This window comes from Stenotrophomonas sp. 99219_Sma (assembly GCF_056480785.1).
In genome coordinates this window covers 3,184,451-3,201,383 of sequence record NZ_CM151117.1, presented here as the reverse complement: position 1 = coordinate 3,201,383, position 16,933 = coordinate 3,184,451, and the positions used below count along the sequence as shown (strand labels likewise).

Below are 16,933 nucleotides of genomic sequence, written 5' to 3'. Positions count from 1 at the left end.
CAACGGTCGGGTACCATGTAGTAGCGCCCGACCGTTGGTCGGGCGACCATTGAATCAAGAGTAGTGCCCGACCGTTGGCCGGGCGACAACTGAACCAAGAGCTCCTCGTGCCCAAGACTTTCCATCGAACCGACCGTGTCTCCGCCCAGCTGCGCCGTGAACTCGGCACCCTGGTGCACAACGCCGTGCGCGAGCACGGGTTGCCCTCGGTGAGCGTGTCCGACGTGGAAATCACCCGCGACATGGCCCATGCCAAGGTATTCGTCACTGCGCTGATGCCGGAACGTTCGGCTGAAGCCGTGGCCGGCCTGAAGGAGCTGGGCTATCGCCTGCGCATGGACCTGGCCCGAGCGATGAAGCTGCGCCACGTGCCGGAGCTGCATTTCCACTACGACGACTCGGTCGACCGTGGTGAGCACATCGACAACATCCTGCGCGACCTGCCTGATACGTTGGCCGCCGAGAAGCGTCGCGAGAGCGACGAAGAATAACCGCGCGACGCCGGGCATGCCCGGCGTCGTTGCATTCCGGCTGCGCGATGTCTGATGCAGACCGCGCTGCAGCAGTCGAGCATGGCTCGACTCTACAAAATCCTGTCATGACCCGAATTCAGTTCCGCCGCCTGGATGGCATCCTGCTGCTCGACAAGTCGACCGGCATGAGCTCCAACGCCGCCCTGCAGGTGGCCCGTCGCCTGTTCCGTGCCGAAAAGGGTGGCCATACCGGCAGCCTCGATCCGCTGGCCACCGGCCTGTTGCCGCTGTGCTTCGGCGAGGCGACCAAGATTGCCGGTCTGCTGCTCGGCTCGGCCAAGGCCTACGACGCCGAGATCATGCTGGGCCAGACCACCGACACTGACGATTCCGAAGGCCAGGTGCTGCTGCAGCGCCCGGTGCCTTCGATCAGTGCCGAGGCCCTGCAGGCGGCGCTGGCGCCGCTGACCGGCAGCATCCGCCAGCGTGCTCCGATCTATTCGGCACTGAAGCAGGGTGGGGAGCCGCTGTATGTGAAGGCCCGCCGCGGTGACGTCATCGAAGCGCCGGTGCGCGAGGTGCAGGTGCACGCCATCGAGGTGATGGAGCAGCAGCCCGAGCGGTTGCGGCTGCGCGTGACCTGCGGCTCCGGCACCTACATCCGCAGCCTGGCCCGCGACCTGGGCGAGGCGCTGGGCTGCGGTGCCCACATCAGCGCGTTGCGCCGGCTCTGGGTCGAGCCGTTCCATGAACCGGCGATGGTCACCCTGGACCAGCTGCGGGCGATGGTCGAGGCCGGTGACGAGGCCGGGATGGACGCGCTGCTGCTGCCGCTGGCGGCCGGCCTGGCTGAATACCCGCGGGTCGACCTCGATGCCGACCAGGCCCACCGTTTCTGCGTCGGCCAGCGCCAGCGCGACCTGTCCTGGCCGCATGGCCTGGTGGCCGTGTTTGGCCCGGACGATGCTGTCCAGGGCCTGGGCCAGGTCGATGACAGTGGCTTGCTGGCTCCGCAGCGTCGTTTCAACCTCTGACCTGGGCCGGGCGGTTCAGCCCCGGTCCTTGTCCCGGAAGCCCCCGACCGTTACAATTTCGCGGCCGTTTTCCGGCAACCTGCTTCGCGCAGGTTTCATCCTCGTAGTCCACGGCGAGCCTGGCGGTGCGCGAAGCGCGTTCCTGCCGGCCACGCATCACAGAGAAAAAAGAAATGTCGATCGACACCCAGAAGGTCATTGAAGACAACAAGCGCAGCTCGGCTGACACCGGCTCCCCGGAAGTCCAGGTTGCACTGCTGACCGCCCGCATCGAACTGCTGACCGGCCACTTCAAGACCCACAAGAAGGACCACCACAGCCGCCGCGGCCTGCTGCAGATGGTCAACCGCCGTCGCAGCCTGCTCGACTACCTGAAGAAGAAGGACGTCGAGCGTTACAAGGCCCTGATCGAGAAGCTTGGCCTGCGTCGCTAAGCAACGAATCCCCCGCGGCGCAGCGATGCGCCGCGGTTTTGTTTTGTAGCACCGCAATCCCCGATTCAGGCCGGAACGATCCGGCCACCCGCTGGCGGCAAGGGTCGCCGACGGTCCAAATTCGCAGACAGCATCCCCAAGGACACCCTCCGTGGCAAAAATCACCAAAACCTTCCAGTACGGCAAGCACACCGTCACGCTCGAGACCGGCGAAGTCGCCCGTCAGGCCAGCGGTGCCGTCATCGTCAAGATGGACGACACCGTACTGCTGGTCACCGCCGTCGCCGCCAAGAGCGCGCGCGAAGGCCAGGACTTCTTCCCGCTGACCGTCGATTATCAGGAAAAGTTCTACGCCGGCGGCCGTATCCCGGGTGGTTTCTTCAAGCGTGAAGGCCGTGCGACCGAGAAGGAAACCCTGATCTCGCGTCTGATCGACCGTCCGATCCGTCCGCTGTTCCCGGAAGACTACAAGAACGAAGTGCAGATCATCGCCACGGTCATGTCGCTGAACCCGGACGTGGACGGTGACATCCCGGCCCTGATCGGCGCCTCGGCTGCCCTGGCCCTGGCCGGCACCCCGTTCATGGGTCCGATCGGCGCTGCCAAGGTCGGTTACAAGAACGGCGAGTACATCCTGAATCCGACCGTCAGCGAACTGGCCGACTCGCAGCTGGAACTGGTTGTCGCCGGTACCTCCAACGCCGTGCTGATGGTCGAATCCGAAGCCGCGCTGCTGTCCGAAGAAGTGATGCTGGGCGCCGTGACCTTCGGTCACCGCGAAATGCAGAAGGTCATCAACGCGATCAACGAGCTGACCGTCGAAGCCGGCACCAAGCCGTCGACCTGGGAAGCCCCGGCCAAGAACGACGCGCTGATCTCCGCCCTGAAGGAAGCCATCGGCCCGCGCCTGGGCGAAGCCTTCCAGGTGCGTGACAAACTGCAGCGCCGTGACGCCATCTCGGCGATCAAGAAGGACGTGGTCGAAACCCTGGCTGGCCGCGTGGCCGCCGAAGGCTGGAACCCGGCCGAGCTGTCGAAGGAATTCGGCGAGCTGGAATACCGCACCATGCGTGACTCGGTGCTGGACACCAAGGTCCGCATCGACGGCCGTGCGCTGGACACCGTCCGCCCGATCGCCGTGAAGACCGGCGTGCTGCCGCGTACCCACGGTTCCTCGCTGTTCACCCGCGGCGAAACCCAGGCCATCGTGACCATCACCCTGGGCACCGCCCGTGATGGCCAGGTCATCGATGCCGTCGCCGGTGAGTACAAGGAAAACTTCCTGTTCCACTACAACTTCCCTCCGTTCTCGGTGGGTGAGTGCGGCCGCATGATGGGCCCGAAGCGCCGCGAAATCGGCCACGGTCGCCTGGCCAAGCGCGGCGTGCTGGCTGTCATGCCGTCGCTGGAAGCCTTCCCGTACACCATCCGCGTCGTCTCGGAAATCACCGAGTCGAACGGTTCCTCGTCGATGGCATCGGTCTGCGGTTCGTCGCTGGCCCTGATGGACGCCGGCGTGCCGGTGAAGGCGCCGGTTGCCGGTATCGCCATGGGCCTGGTCAAGGAAGGCGAGCGTTTCGTCGTCCTGTCCGACATCCTGGGTGACGAAGATCACCTGGGCGACATGGACTTCAAGGTGGCCGGTACCGCTGAGGGCATCTCCGCCCTGCAGATGGACATCAAGATCGAAGGCATCACCGAAGAGATCATGAAGCAGGCCCTGCAGCAGGCCAAGGCTGGCCGTCTGCACATCCTGGGCGAAATGGCCCACGGCCTGACCGCTCCGCGTGAAGAGCTGTCGGACTACGCGCCGCGCCTGCTGACCATCAAGATCCACCCGGACAAGATCCGCGAAGTGATCGGCAAGGGTGGCTCGACCATCCAGGCCATCACCAAGGAAACCGGCACCCAGATCGACATCCAGGACGACGGCACCATCGTCATCGCTTCGGTCAATGCCATCGCTGCCCAGGCCGCCAAGGCCCGCATCGAGCAGATCACCTCGGACGTCGAGCCGGGCCGCATCTACGAAGGCAAGGTCGCCAAGATCATGGACTTCGGTGCGTTCGTCACGATCCTGCCGGGCAAGGACGGTCTGGTCCACGTGTCGCAGATCTCCAGCGATCGCGTCGAGAAGGTCGGCGACGTGCTGAAGGAAGGCGATGTGGTCAAGGTCAAGGTGCTGGAAGTCGACAAGCAGGGCCGTATCCGCCTGTCGATGAAGGCCGTTGAAGAAGGCGACGCCGTCAGCGCCGAGTAATCGACCTCCGGTCGATTACGGTAGGTGTCAACCTTGGTTGACACGCTCCTGGAATCGCTGAAATGAAAAAGCGGGCTTCGGCCCGCTTTTTCTTTGCCTGGAATCCTGTGGATGAGGACCGTTGGTCCTTGCACTTACGCGTCTTCTTCGTCCTCCCCCAGCCACCAGACCTGGCCTGGCTCCGGGTCGCTCATCGGGTGCTCGCGCTGTTCGATGGCCTCCAGCACCCGGCCGGGGGCTGCAGCGACCCACACCGCCATGAGCTTTTCCACCGCAGCCCGGCCCTGTGCGGCCACGCCGAGGTCACGTTCGCGTCTCCATTGGTCTTCATCTGGCGCCTCGTCACCATGCTGGTGCGGCGTGCCGTAGCTGCAGCGGTGGCACAGCCGGCGCACGGTAGCCGTCCAGTCCTCGACCATGCCGATGCCGGGCAGGGTGATTGCCTCCAGCGCAGCGATGTCATCGGCCGAATCGCACTGCACGAACACGGTGAAGGTCGCCATGTCCGATGCCTGCAGGCGCTGCATGGCATTGAACACCGGCACCTGGCGCTCGCCGTAGGTGCGATGGCCGGTTGATGCGCCGTCGTGCAGCACGATGTCGCCGAAGCGGAAGCCGCTTTCGGGCAGCGGTACGTTGTCGATGCGTGCACGCACCGGATCAATGCGGCTCATGTACACCACCTCGGCGTCGGACCATGGCGCCAGGCGCACGCAGGCCACGCCGAAGTGGCCCTCGATCGGGCCCTCGCCTTCGGGCAGGGTGATGCCACAGCGGGTCCACTGGCGTCGTGCTTCGGCCCAGTCCGCCATGCCGGTGGCGGCGATGCCGGCATTCCAGGCAGTGGCGACATCGAATTCCCCACGCAGCTGCTCCGATTGCAGGTTGTCCTGCAGTGAGGCAGCCCAGTCGCGCAGATACTTGTGCGCCAATCCGCGCATGTAATGCAGGTACGGCACCTCCGGAGCGAGTGCGATCAGCTCGCCGAACAGCGCCACCGCCTGCTGCAGGTCGCCTTCGTGGAAGGCGTCGTAGGCGCGTGCCTCCAGGGCCTGGCATTCGTCGAGGGTTTCGTCGTCCAGCAGGTCGCCGTCGTCGAGGTTGTCGTGGTCGGTGCTCATGTCCATGCGCGGTTGAAGGTCCGCGGCTACCTTAGCCGATGCGCGAGCCCGCGAACGCAGCGTCGGCGTGTGTCCTGCTGCAGTGCATGAGGGTCGTTGCATGACTGGCGCGTTGTCGTCATCCGGCGGGATGCACCTGTCCACTGGACGACATGCCACGACAACCGTCCCACAGCCCCATCCGTTTGCTAACGTGGCTGCGCCTTCGAACCGGGAGATCCCATGTTCCGCCAGACCGTGGCTGCCCTTGCCGTGCTGATTGCCGGTGCCTTGCCCATTGCCGTGCATGCGGCGCCCGCGCAGCCGCCGATCTTCGGTGCCTACTACCCCGGTGGTTCGGCCGAGCGCTACCCGGTGTCGAGCATTCCGGCCGAGCGCCTCACCCACCTGTTCTACGCGTTCTCCACCATCGAGGACGGGCGCTGCACGATCGGCGCGGAAGCGCCGAAGAATTTCGCGGCGCTGGCCGAGCTGAAGAAGGCGCACCCGCATCTGCGCACGCTGATTTCGATCGGTGGCTGGGGGGCAGGTGGATTCTCCGATGCAGCGCTGACCGAGGCCAGCCGCAAGCGCCTGGTCGACTCATGCATGGCGCTGTTCTTCGATCGTCATGCTGGCAGTTTCGATGGCGTGGACATCGACTGGGAGTTCCCGGTCAGTGGCGGGCCGAAGGAGCTGGCACACCGTCCGCAGGACCGCGCCAATCTGACCCGGCTCGCGCAGGCGTTCCGCGTGGCCCTTGATGCGCATGGCCGCAAGGCGGGGCAGCCGATGCTGTTGACCGCCGCACTGGCCGCCGGTCGCCTGCAGACCGATGGCCCCTACGATCCAGCCGCAAGCTATGACCTGCCGGCGCTGGCGAAGGTGTTCGATTTCATCAACCTGATGAGCTACGACATGGGCACCGGTTTCTCATCGGTGTCGACCTTCAATGCGCCCCTGCATGAAGTGCCGACCGATCCGCTGGCGCCGGAACTGCGGCGCTGGAACAACGTCGCCGGCGCGGTGCAGTACTACCGCGAGCGCGGGGTGCCAGCCCACAAGCTGGTGCTGGGTGTGCCGTTCTACGGGCGCGGCTTCAAGCTCACCGGCGATGCACCGGACGGTCTGTATCAGGCCTACAGCGCACCGGCCGATGCCGGCGATTGGCGGGTGATCAAGGCGCGTTATCTCGACCAGCCGGGCTGGACGAAGCACTGGCAAGCACAGGCGCAGAGCCCGTGGCTGTACAACACCGAGCAGAAGGTTTTCATCAGCTATGAAGACCCGCGCTCGATCGGCCTGCGTGCGCAGTTCGCCCGTGAGCAGGGCCTGGCCGGCGTCTTCATGTGGGAGCTGACCGGCGACGACGAACAGGCGAGCCTGCTCAACGCCATGCTGGGTCCCTGGCAGAAGGCACGCATCGGCGATTGAGCTGCATCAGGCGATGTCCGGCGCAATGCCGCAACGTCATCGGCCCGACACCGCACACTACCGCCACGTCCGCAGCGCTACGCTGCGGGCATGATCCATCTCGAACGCCTGGACCATCTGGTCCTCACCGTCGCCGACATCGACCGCAGCTGTGATTTCTACCAGCGCGTGCTCGGCATGCAGGTCGTGCACTTCGGCGCGGGCCGTACCGCACTGCAGTTCGGCCAGCAGAAGATCAACCTGCATCCGGCCAGCGCCCCGCTGCAACCGCATGCGCTGCGGCCCATGCCGGGCAGCGCCGATCTGTGCCTGGTCACGCGCACGGCGACGACCGATGTGCTGGCTCACCTGCAGGCGCAGTCCGTTGCAGTGGAGGAGGGGCCGGTCGCACGTACCGGCGCGCTGGGGCCGATCGAATCGGTGTACTTCCGCGACCCGGATGGCAACCTGATCGAAGTGAGTCGTTACCCCGGCGAGGCATGATCCTGCTTGGGTAGCGTCGAACTTGTTCGACGGAGCTTGGCGCGAGATCAACAGCTGTCGAGCATGCTCGACGCTACAGGGGGCGTTGCGCGTAACGGTCGGTAGCGCCGGGCCATGCCCGGCGACGGCTCAGTTGGCCCAGACGCTGTTGGGGTCGCCGTTGCGGGCGCGGCGTTGGCTGGCCACAGCCAGGCGGGCGAAGCCGAAGGCCATGGCCAGCGCGATGGCATCGACCCAGAACAGCGGCCAGTGGCCACGCGCAGCAGCACGCCACAGCCAGTCACCATTGAGCGCGCCATGCAGGATCGGCACCAGCGCGGTGCTGATCGCCGCCGCCCACAGCAGTTCGCGTGCCGCCTGCGCCGGGCGTCGCAGCGCGGCCCACAGCGCACAGGCCGCCCAGCTGCCGAAGCAGGCCCAGCGGATGCCGTGGTCGACCGCGGACGGTGCCAGCCGCTCCAGCACCAGCGCGGTGACGAACGCGACCGAGATCGCCACGCACAGGCCGATGCACACGCCGACCGTCGCCCGCGCCATGTTCACCCCGGCGCGCGGCTGCTGCGGCTGGCGACGTTTGCGCCGCGACTCGATCCACAGCAGGTTGCCCGAATAGAACAGGAACGCACCGCCAAGGCCGAGCAGGAAGTACAGCCAGACCACCACGCCGTTGCCGAATTCGCCGAAGTGCAGCGCGTAGGCGGCGCTGAGCGTGGCGTGGTTGGCGTCGCGCTGGCCCGGCAGCTGCGAGGCCAGAACGTCGCCGGTGGCCACGTCCAGCGCCACCGCGCCAAGCGGGCCGAGCGTACCGGTGGATTCGCCGGTGATCTCGATGGTGGCATTGGCATCGCCGGCATTGGCCAGCTTCAGGTAGGCCGGCTCGAAGTTGGCCACGCCCTGTGCGCGGGCGACTTCAAGCGCGCGCGCATGCAGCACGCGCAGGCTGCCCGGCGGTGCCGGAATGCCACTGGCATCGCGCACGGGCGCGGTGTCCATCGCCGTCGGCACCGCCTGCAGCGCCTTGCCGTCGTAGATCAACGGGTTGAGCAGGGCCATCTGCACGAACACCAGGCAGAGCAGGGCACCGGTCACCGCGAACATCAGGTGGAAAGGCAGGCTGAGCACGCCGATCACGTTGTGCGCGTCCTGCCACAGCTGCTTCAGGTTGCGGCCCGGACGCAGCGCGAACAGGTCGCCGAGCAGCTTCGGCAGATGGATCACCAGGCCGCTGAGCAGTGCCATGCCATACAGCAGGCTGACGATGCCCATCACGTAGATGCCGGCCACCGGCAGTCCGAGGCTGTAATGCAGCTCGTTGACCAGTTCGGCCAGCCCGGTCTGTGGCGGCGTAGTGCTGCCGGCGATCTGTCCCGGCCAGGCGTAGCGCCAGCTGCCGTCATCGGCCTGCCAGTAGGCCAGTGGCTGCGGGTGTTCGGTGCCGGGGAAAGTCATGCCGACGTGGCGGCGCGCTTCCGGATGCGCGGCAAGCACGTCTTCCAGCAGGTACTGCGCGTCGTCCAGGCCGGCGGGGAGTGCGGTGGCTGCACCGGGCGTCTGCCACAGCGGCAGGTCGTGGTGGAACAGGGTCAGCGCACCCGCGTAGAAGGCCACGAACAGGCCGAAGCCGGCAACCAGGCCGACCCAGGTGTGCAGGGTGGTGAACGTGCGCAGCGTCTGCGAACTGAACTTCATGGGAAAGGTCTCATTGCACCGCGCCGGTCAGGCGCAGCAGCCCGAGCACGGCAAAGCCGGCGGCGGCGCTGCCGGCCAGCACCAGCCAGGCGCGCAGCGCGCTGCGGAAACTGAACGCCCACAGGGCGGCCAGCATCCACAGCGGGATGAAGGCGATGAGGGTCGGCACCAGCGCCCGTTGCCACGGGCCGGGCGGCAGCCAGGTCACCAGCCCGGTGACGGCGGCGGCCAGGAGGAAGCCGGCCACGATGCCGGCGAAGGCGCGCGGCCACATCACGGCGACTCCGTGCCGGGGCGGTGCCAGGCCGCCAGCGCCGGCAGCAGCATGGCGGCCAGCATCCAGGTGCACAGCATCGCCACCAGGCCGGCGGCAAAACCAAGCTCGGCCATCCACAGCCACAGCGCGGCGGCAGCGGCGACCAGGCCGATCTGGCGGCCAAGGCGGCCGGCACGGCGCAGGCGCGGCCAGCGGCAGTGTGGCGAGGCGGCATAGAAGGCCAGCGCCGAGAACATCGCCGCCAGCATGCCCAGGCTGCAGAAGCCGAGCGTGGAAAGGCCGACGGTGATCATCGCGGGCGGCCAGCGTGGCAGCGGGCCGGCGAACGCGGGGCACGGGCGGGGCCGGCGGGAGCCGGTCGGAGCGGGTGGCGCATCACGGGGTCCTGGGGGAAAGCGGGCAGGCTGGCACAGGGCGGCCTGCGCCGACATGGTAATCATTGCAATTTCACGCCGCCAGCGAGACCCATTCAGCGGACCGTACGGTAGGCCTTGGGCTTTCCCCTGCGCTGGTTTAAGATCAGCGTAGAACCCTGACTGGAACAAGGTGGCCCGCGCCCAGCGCCGGCCGAGCGTGCGACATGAGCACTACCACCGCCCACTGTTGACCTGCCCCCGAAGGCCCTGTGTTCCAGGCGCCCTCGCGGCGCTTTTTTATTGCCCGGGCGCCGCCCCGGGAACGCTTTCCAGCCCGCCCAGCGGGCCCCGCACGAAGCCACTGCGATGATCAACATTACTCTTCCCGACGGCAGCCGCCGCGAATTCGAAAATCCCGTCAGCGTCATGGAGGTCGCCCAGTCGATCGGCGCCGGCCTGGCCAAGGCCACCATCGCCGGTGCCGTGGATGGCGTGCTGGTCGATGCCAGCGACGTCATCGACCACGATGCCAGCCTGCGCATCATCACCGCCAAGGACGAGGAGGGCGTTGAGATCATCCGCCACTCCTGCGCCCACCTGGTCGGCCACGCCGTCAAGCAGCTGTACCCGGACGTGAAGATGGTGATCGGCCCGGTGATCGCCGAGGGCTTCTACTACGACATCTACTCCGAGCGCCCGTTCACCCCGGACGACATGGCCGCGATCGAGAAGCGCATGGGTGAACTGATCGCCCAGGACTACGACGTCATCAAGAAGGTGACGCCGCGCGCCGAAGTGATCGAGATCTTCAAGGCCCGTGGCGAGGACTACAAGCTGCGCCTGATCGAGGACATGTCCGACGACATCCAGGCGATGGGCATGTATTACCACCAGGAATACGTGGACATGTGCCGCGGCCCGCACGTGCCGAACACGCGCTTCCTGAAGGCTTTCAAGCTGACCCGCATCTCCGGCGCCTACTGGCGCGGTGACGCGCAGAACGAGCAGCTGCAGCGCATCTACGGCACCGCCTGGGCCGACAAGAAGCAGCTCGAGGCGTACATCAAGCGCATCGAAGAAGCCGAGATGCGCGACCACCGCCGCATCGGCAAGCAGCAGGACCTGTTCCACCTGCAGGAAGAAGCGCCGGGCCTGGTGTTCTGGCACCCGAAGGGCTGGGCGCTGTGGCAGGTGGTCGAGCAGTACATGCGCAAGGTGTACCGCAAGACCGGCTACGGCGAAGTGCGCTGCCCGCAGATCCTGGACGTGAGCCTGTGGCAGAAATCCGGCCACTGGGACAACTACCAGGACGCGATGTTCTTCACCGAATCGGAGAAGCGCACCTACGCGCTCAAGCCGATGAACTGCCCGGGCCACGTGCAGGTGTTCAACCAGGGCCTGCACAGCTACCGCGACCTGCCGATCCGCTATGGTGAGTTCGGTGCCTGCCATCGCAACGAGCCGTCCGGCGCGCTGCACGGCATCCTGCGCGTGCGTGGTTTCACCCAGGACGACGGCCACGTGTTCTGCACCGAAAACCAGGTCGAGGCGGAAGTGACCGCGTTCCACCAGCAGGCGCTGGCGGTCTACCAGCACTTCGGCTTCGATGAGATCCAGGTCAAGATCGCGCTGCGTCCGGAATCGCGCCTGGGCGATGACGCCACCTGGGACAAGGCCGAGGGCGCGCTGCGCTCGGCACTGTCCAGCAATGGGGTGGAGTGGCAGGAGCTGCCGGGCGAGGGCGCCTTCTACGGCCCGAAGATCGAGTACCACCTGAAGGACGCGATCGGCCGTACCTGGCAGCTGGGCACGATGCAGGTCGACTTCATGATGCCGGGCCGTCTGGGCGCCGAGTACGTGGACGAGAACAGCCAGAAGAAGCACCCGGTCATGCTGCATCGCGCCATCGTGGGCTCGATGGAGCGCTTCCTGGGCATCCTGATCGAGCACCATGCCGGCCAGTTCCCGACCTGGCTGGCGCCGACCCAGGTGGTGGTGGCCAACATCACCGACGCTCAGGCCGAGTACGTCTCGGGCGTGACCAAAACCCTTGCGGAGCAAGGCTTCCGCGTCAGCTCGGATTTGCGTAACGAGAAGATCGGCTATAAAATCCGCGAGCATACGTTGCAGCGCGTGCCCTACCTGCTGGTCATTGGTGACCGCGAGAAGGAAAATGGGGCTGTGGCGGTGCGTACGCGTTCTGGCGAAGACCTGGGCAGCATGAGCCTGCAGGCCTTCATCGAGCGGCTCCAGGCCGAGGGCGCGTAAGCAAAGGTCCGGTCCGGGGGCACAGGCACCCGGACCGGTTCGATACCCTTGGGAGAACGTAATATCAGCACCCCTGACAACAAACAGAACCGCAAGAATCAGGAAATTCGTGTGCCGCGCGTCCGCGTGATCGGCAGTGACGGAGAAATGATCGGCGTGTTGTCGCGCGACGAAGCGCTGTCCATGGCCGAAGATGAAGGCCTGGACCTGGTCGAAATCCAGCCGCAGGCCGATCCGCCGGTCTGCAAGATCATGGACTTCGGCAAGTTCAAGTTCGAAGCGCAGAAGAAGGCCAGCGAGGCCAAGAAGAAGACCAAGCAGGTCGAGATCAAGGAAGTGAAGTTCCGTCCGGTCACGGACGAGGGCGACTACCAGATCAAGCTGCGCAAGATGCGCGGGTTCCTCGAGGATGGTGACAAGATCAAGGTCAACATCCGTTTCCGTGGCCGTGAAATGAGCCACCAGGAACTGGGCCGCGAAATGGCCAACCGGATCGAGACCGATCTGGGCGAGGACATCGTCATTGAATCCCGTCCGCGCCTGGAAGGGCGTCAGATGGTCATGATGATCGCGCCGAAGAAGAAGACCTGAGGCCTGACGGGCCGCCTTCCGGGGCGCCTGGCTGAATGGTTCAGGGTAGAGGGACGCCATGGGCGTCCCTTTGCTTTGCTGGCAGGAAGCCGGTGAATTGCCGGCGAAAGGGTTGCAGGGGCTGGTGGCAGGGCGGTTTTGCCTGTATCATGCCCGGCTCGACCCACCCAGGACGGGTCGTACGCCGATCATGGCAGGACGGAAAGAGCGGCCCAGGCCGCCGCCAGATCAGTCAGAAACCAGGGTCATATCCCATCAAGGACATTGCAATGCCCAAGATCAAGACCAACCGGGCAGCGGCCAAGCGTTTCCGCAAGACCGCCTCGGGCAAGTACAAGTGCGGCCACGCCAACCGTAGCCACATCCTCACGAAGAAAGCGACCAAGCGTAAGCGTAATCTGCGTCAGACGGGCCATGTCCGTGCAGAAGACGCAGGCCGTCTGGACCGCATGCTCCCTTACCTCTGAGGAACTGAAAAATGGCACGAGTTAAGCGTGGCGTACAGGCGCGTCGCCGCCACAAGAAGATTCTGGATCTCGCCAAGGGCTATTACAACGCCCGTCGCAAGGTCTTCCGCGTCGCCAAGCAGGCGGTCATCAAGGCACAGCAGTACGCCTACATCGGCCGTAAGCAGAAGAAGCGCAACTTCCGTTCGCTGTGGATCACCCGTATCAATGCGGCTGCCCGCATCAACGGCCTGAGCTACAGCCGCTTCATGAACGGTCTGCTGAAGGCCGGCATCACCCTGGATCGCAAGGTCCTGGCTGACATCGCCGTGCACGACGCAGCCGGCTTTGCCGCGCTGGCCGAAAAGGCCAAGGGCGCGCTGGCGGCATAAGTCCTTCCCGATGCCGTAACCGTTCACTCGGAACGGTGTCAGGTCAAGGCAATGCATGGGGAAGGGCGCAAGTCCTTCCCCATTCTTTTTTGGGTCCCGGTGAGGCCATGACGGCAGCGCGGGGACGGCGGTGGCGACAGGGGTCGGCCCTTCGCGCATCGCGATGGCAGATCGACTGGAGTTCCGGCCCCCCATGAGCGACATCCAATCCCTCACCACCCAGGCGCTGGCCGATGTGGCCGCCGCACAGAGCCCCGACGTGCTGGAACAGCTGCGCGTGGCCCTGCTTGGCAAGAGTGGCAGCATCACCTCGCAGCTCAAGCAGCTCGGCGCCCTGCCGGCCGACGAGCGCAAGGCCGCCGGTGAAGCGATCAACCAGGCCCGCGACGCGCTGACCCGCGCGCTGGGCGAGCGCAAGGCGCTGCTGGAAGACGCGGCACTGGATGCGCGCCTGGCCGCCGAAGCCATCGACATCACCCTGCCGGGCCGCAATGGCGACCGCGCCGGCCTGCATCCGATCACCCGCACCCTGGAGCGCATCACCGGCATCTTCGGCAGGCTGGGCTACGAGCTGTCGGAAGGGCCGGAGATCGAGGATGACTGGCACAACTTCGAGGCGCTGAACTTCCCGCCGCACCACCCGGCGCGCGCCATGCACGACACCTTCTACTTCGGTGACGGCCGCCTGCTGCGCACGCATACCTCCGGTGTGCAGGTGCGCTACATGGGCGACCACGCGCCGCCGCTGCGCATGATCGCCGCCGGCAAGGTGTACCGCAGCGACAGCGACCAGACCCATTCGCCGATGTTCCACCAGGTGGAAGGCCTGCTGGTGGACGAGCATTCGACCTTCGCCGACCTGAAGGGCACGCTGGCCGAGTTCGTGCGCGCCTTCTTCGAGCGCGACTTCGAGATGCGCTTCCGCCCCAGCTACTTCCCGTTCGTTGAACCGGGCGCGGAAGTGGACATCGCCTGGCAGCAGCCCGATGGCAGCACCCGCTGGCTGGAAGTGCTCGGCTGCGGCATGGTCCATCCGAACGTGCTGCGAAACGTCGGCATCGATCCGGAGCGCTACACCGGCTTTGCCTTCGGCATGGGCGTGGAGCGCTTCGCGATGCTGCGTTACGGCGTCAACGATCTGCGCGCGTTCTTCGAGAACGACGTGCGCTTCCTCAAGCAGTTCGCGTAAGTCGCAACCGTGTAGCGCCGAGCCATGCTCGGCTGCTTTTCTGGATGGACGCCTCCTTGCGCATGCGCTGGGCGACCACAAAAACCGCAACGGGAGGCACGCCTCCCACCAGGGTGACACCATGAAATTCTCCGAAAACTGGCTGCGCAGCCACGTCCCGACCCGCGCTTCGCGCGATGAACTGAGTGCGGTGCTGACCGCCATCGGCCTGGAAGTGGAAGAAGTGACCGCGCTGGGCGAGGGCCTCGAGCACGTGGTCGTGGCACGCATCATCGACGCCGTACGCCATCCGGAAGCCGACCGCCTGCAGGTGTGCAAGGTTGATGCCGGGCAGGGCGAGCTGCTGCAGATCGTCTGCGGCGCACCGAACGCACGTCCGGGCCTGGTTGCGCCGCTGGCGATGGTCGGCGCGCAGATTGGCGAGCTGAAGATCAAGCCGGCCAAGCTGCGCGGTGTCGAGTCCAACGGCATGCTGTGCTCGGCCAGGGAGCTGGGCCTGGACAACGATGCCTCCGGCCTGCTGGAGCTGCCGGATGACGCACCGGTCGGCCAGGCTCTGGTCGAGTACCTGGGCCTGCCGGACGCCAGCATCGAGATCAAGCTGACCCCGAACCGCGCCGACTGCTTCAGCCTGCGCGGCATCGCCTACGACGTCGCCGCCGCCACCCGCAGCGACGTGCTGGATTTCACCGCCGAGACGATTCCCGCCATCGGCAGCCGTGAGCTGGCCATCCAGCTCGACGCCGGCGCCGAAGCACCGCGTTACCTGGGCCGCGTGATCGAAGGTGTCAACGCCGCCGCCAGGACCCCGCTGTGGATGGCCGAGCGCCTGCGCCGCAGTGGCGTGCGCCCGGTCTCGCTGCTGGTCGACATCACCCAGTACGTGATGCTCGAGCTCGGCCAGCCGATGCATGCCTACGACCTCGACACCCTGCAGGGCAGCATCGCCGTGCGTCGTTCGCGTGCCGGCGAGAGCCTGAAGCTGTTGGATGGCCGCGATGCCGCGCTGGACGACAGCTTCCTGGTGGTCACCGACGCTGATCGTGCGGTCGGCCTGGCCGGCCTGATGGGCGGCTTCGACACCCGTGTCACCGACGCCACCACTGCCGTGTTCCTGGAGGCCGCGCATTTCGCGCCGGCCGCGATCATGGGCCGTGGCCGCAAGCTGGGCCTGCACACCGATGCCGGCCACCGCTTCGAGCGCGGTGTCGACCCGGCACTGCCGCGTACCGCCATCGAGTACGCCACCCGCCTGGTGCTGGACCTGGCCGGCGGTACCCCGGCGCCGGTCACCGAGGCCGTGCGTGAGGCCGATCTGCCGCAGCCGGCAACCATCGTGCTGCGCCGCGCCCGCATCACCCGCGTGCTCGGCATCACCATCGAAGATGCGGAAGTCGAGCGCATCCTGCGCGCGCTGGGCATGGACGTGGTTGCCACCGCCGACGGCTGGCAGGTCACGGCGCCGAGCCGCCGCTTCGACATCGGCATCGAAGAAGACCTGATCGAAGAGCTGGCCCGCATCCACGGTTACGAGCAGATCCCGACCACGCTGCCGGGCGGCGCCTCGCGCGTGGCGATGCCGAGCGAGACCCAGCTGGACGCGCTGAGCGTGCGTCGCCAGCTGGTCGCCCGTGATCAGCAGGAAACCGTCAACTTCGCCTTCGTCGACGATGCGCTGCTGAGCCAGTGGCAGCTGCGCGACAACCTGGTGCCGCTGGCCAACCCGCTGTCGGCCGAACTGGCGGTGATGCGCCCGTCGCTGCTGCCAGGCCTGGTCGCCACGTTGGGCCGCAACGCCGCCCGCCAGATCGGCCGCGTGCGCCTGTTCGAACTGGGCCGCGTGTTCGCCCAGCAGGCCGGCGACGGCCGGCCGGCGCCGCTGGAAACCCCGCGCGTGGCCGCTGCGGTCTGTGGTGATGCACAGGCACTGCAGTGGGGCCTGCCGGCCCGCAAGGTCGATTTCCATGACCTGAAGGGCGATCTGGAATCGCTGGCGGCTGCCAGTGGTGCGGTACTGGAGTTCCGCCCGTCGGCCCGCCCCTACGGCCACCCGGCCCGTTCGGCCGAGGTGTTCCGCGATGGCGTGGCGATCGGCTGGATCGGGCAGATCCACCCGCGTCTGGCCAAGGCAATGGACATCGAAGCCGACGTCTATGCCTTCGAACTGGACCTGGAGCCGCTGACCGCCCGCCGCCTGCCGCGTGCCGGCGAACTGTCGCGCTTCCCGGCAGTGCGTCGCGACCTGGCATTCCTGGTGCCTGAACAGGTGGCCTGGGCCGATCTCGCGGCCACCGTCCGCCAGGCTGCTGGCCCGCTGCTGCGCGACCTGAACCTGTTCGACCGCTACGTCGGCCAGGGCGTCGAGCCGGGATTCAAGAGTCTCGCTATGGGCTTGATTTTGCAGGACAAGTCGCGCACTCTGACGGACCGCGACGTGGATGCGGTGGTGGCCGAGGCGGTCACTGCCATCGAGCGTGAACATCACGCCCGGATCCGCGGCTGAGCGG

At 66.5% G+C, this 16,933-nt stretch carries 16 protein-coding genes; 12 read left to right on the top strand and 4 right to left on the bottom strand.

Going from position 1 to position 16,933, the window contains the following annotated elements:
* Positions 1–107 precede the first annotated feature (107 nt).
* The 4 genes from rbfA to pnp all read left to right on the top strand — a co-directional run bounded on the left by rbfA (position 108) and on the right by pnp (position 4,201).
* Complete coding sequence (gene rbfA / locus ACZK13_RS14775; RefSeq protein ID WP_005410447.1) at positions 108–491, top strand: 30S ribosome-binding factor RbfA; 384 nt, start codon at positions 108–110, stop codon at positions 489–491.
* Positions 492–598: 107 nt separating this feature from the next.
* Entirely contained in the window at positions 599–1,507 is a 909-nt protein-coding gene (gene truB, locus ACZK13_RS14770) for a tRNA pseudouridine(55) synthase TruB (RefSeq protein WP_125894340.1), read from the top strand.
* A gap of 173 nt (positions 1,508–1,680) precedes the next feature.
* Entirely contained in the window at positions 1,681–1,941 is a 261-nt protein-coding gene (gene rpsO, locus ACZK13_RS14765) for a 30S ribosomal protein S15 (RefSeq protein WP_005410445.1), read from the top strand.
* Between the two features lie 151 nt (positions 1,942–2,092).
* Positions 2,093–4,201, top strand: a complete 2,109-nt coding sequence (pnp, locus tag ACZK13_RS14760) for a polyribonucleotide nucleotidyltransferase (RefSeq protein WP_032128652.1) — start codon at positions 2,093–2,095, stop codon at positions 4,199–4,201.
* A 134-nt stretch (positions 4,202–4,335) separates the two neighbouring features.
* Here the strand turns inward: pnp and ACZK13_RS14755 are convergent, their stop codons facing one another.
* Positions 4,336–5,322 (bottom strand): tetratricopeptide repeat protein, encoded by a 987-nt coding sequence (locus ACZK13_RS14755; RefSeq protein ID WP_478481867.1) that lies wholly within the window; start codon positions 5,320–5,322, stop codon positions 4,336–4,338.
* Between the two features lie 222 nt (positions 5,323–5,544).
* On the opposite strand from ACZK13_RS14755, the gene ACZK13_RS14750 reads away from it, so the two are divergent.
* Both ACZK13_RS14750 and ACZK13_RS14745 read left to right on the top strand, forming a co-directional pair.
* Positions 5,545–6,735, top strand: coding sequence for a glycoside hydrolase family 18 protein (locus ACZK13_RS14750; protein ID WP_478481865.1), 1,191 nt, complete (start codon positions 5,545–5,547; stop codon positions 6,733–6,735).
* 90 nt (positions 6,736–6,825) lie between these two features.
* Entirely contained in the window at positions 6,826–7,218 is a 393-nt protein-coding gene (locus ACZK13_RS14745; RefSeq protein ID WP_049423851.1) for a VOC family protein, read from the top strand.
* A gap of 129 nt (positions 7,219–7,347) precedes the next feature.
* Here the strand turns inward: ACZK13_RS14745 and ACZK13_RS14740 are convergent, their stop codons facing one another.
* From ACZK13_RS14740 to ACZK13_RS14730, 3 genes are read right to left on the bottom strand one after another with little or no spacing between them, the layout of a single operon-like run.
* Positions 7,348–8,907 (bottom strand): PepSY-associated TM helix domain-containing protein, encoded by a 1,560-nt coding sequence (locus tag ACZK13_RS14740; RefSeq protein ID WP_478481863.1) that lies wholly within the window; start codon positions 8,905–8,907, stop codon positions 7,348–7,350.
* A gap of 10 nt (positions 8,908–8,917) precedes the next feature.
* Positions 8,918–9,181: a hypothetical protein gene (locus ACZK13_RS14735; protein WP_197615948.1), complete on the bottom strand. Its 264-nt coding sequence runs from the start codon at positions 9,179–9,181 to the stop codon at positions 8,918–8,920.
* The gene (locus tag ACZK13_RS14730; protein ID WP_005410439.1) at positions 9,181–9,477 is read right to left on the bottom strand and encodes a hypothetical protein; all 297 of its coding nucleotides are present in this window, start codon (positions 9,475–9,477) and stop codon (positions 9,181–9,183) included. Before ACZK13_RS14730 ends, ACZK13_RS14735 begins: the two co-directional genes overlap by 1 nt.
* Before the next feature lie 429 nt (positions 9,478–9,906).
* On the opposite strand from ACZK13_RS14730, the gene thrS reads away from it, so the two are divergent.
* The 6 genes from thrS (at position 9,907) to pheT (ending at position 16,929) form a co-directional block, all read left to right on the top strand.
* On the top strand, positions 9,907–11,808 hold the full coding sequence (gene thrS, locus ACZK13_RS14725; RefSeq protein ID WP_049401217.1) for a threonine--tRNA ligase: 1,902 nt from the start codon (positions 9,907–9,909) through the stop codon (positions 11,806–11,808).
* A gap of 48 nt (positions 11,809–11,856) precedes the next feature.
* Positions 11,857–12,399 carry a translation initiation factor IF-3 gene (gene infC, locus ACZK13_RS14720; RefSeq protein WP_005410437.1) on the top strand — a complete coding sequence of 181 codons (543 nt, stop codon included), beginning with the start codon at positions 11,857–11,859 and terminating at the stop codon, positions 12,397–12,399.
* A 269-nt stretch (positions 12,400–12,668) separates the two neighbouring features.
* Positions 12,669–12,866, top strand: a complete 198-nt coding sequence (rpmI, locus tag ACZK13_RS14715; protein WP_005410436.1) for a 50S ribosomal protein L35 — start codon at positions 12,669–12,671, stop codon at positions 12,864–12,866.
* An 11-nt stretch (positions 12,867–12,877) separates the two neighbouring features.
* Positions 12,878–13,237 carry a 50S ribosomal protein L20 gene (gene rplT, locus ACZK13_RS14710; RefSeq protein WP_005410435.1) on the top strand — a complete coding sequence of 120 codons (360 nt, stop codon included), beginning with the start codon at positions 12,878–12,880 and terminating at the stop codon, positions 13,235–13,237.
* A gap of 193 nt (positions 13,238–13,430) precedes the next feature.
* The gene (locus ACZK13_RS14705; protein ID WP_005417865.1) at positions 13,431–14,426 is read left to right on the top strand and encodes a phenylalanine--tRNA ligase subunit alpha; all 996 of its coding nucleotides are present in this window, start codon (positions 13,431–13,433) and stop codon (positions 14,424–14,426) included.
* Between the two features lie 121 nt (positions 14,427–14,547).
* On the top strand, positions 14,548–16,929 hold the full coding sequence (gene pheT, locus ACZK13_RS14700) for a phenylalanine--tRNA ligase subunit beta (RefSeq protein WP_478481861.1): 2,382 nt from the start codon (positions 14,548–14,550) through the stop codon (positions 16,927–16,929).
* The last annotated feature ends 4 nt before the right edge of the window (positions 16,930–16,933 follow it).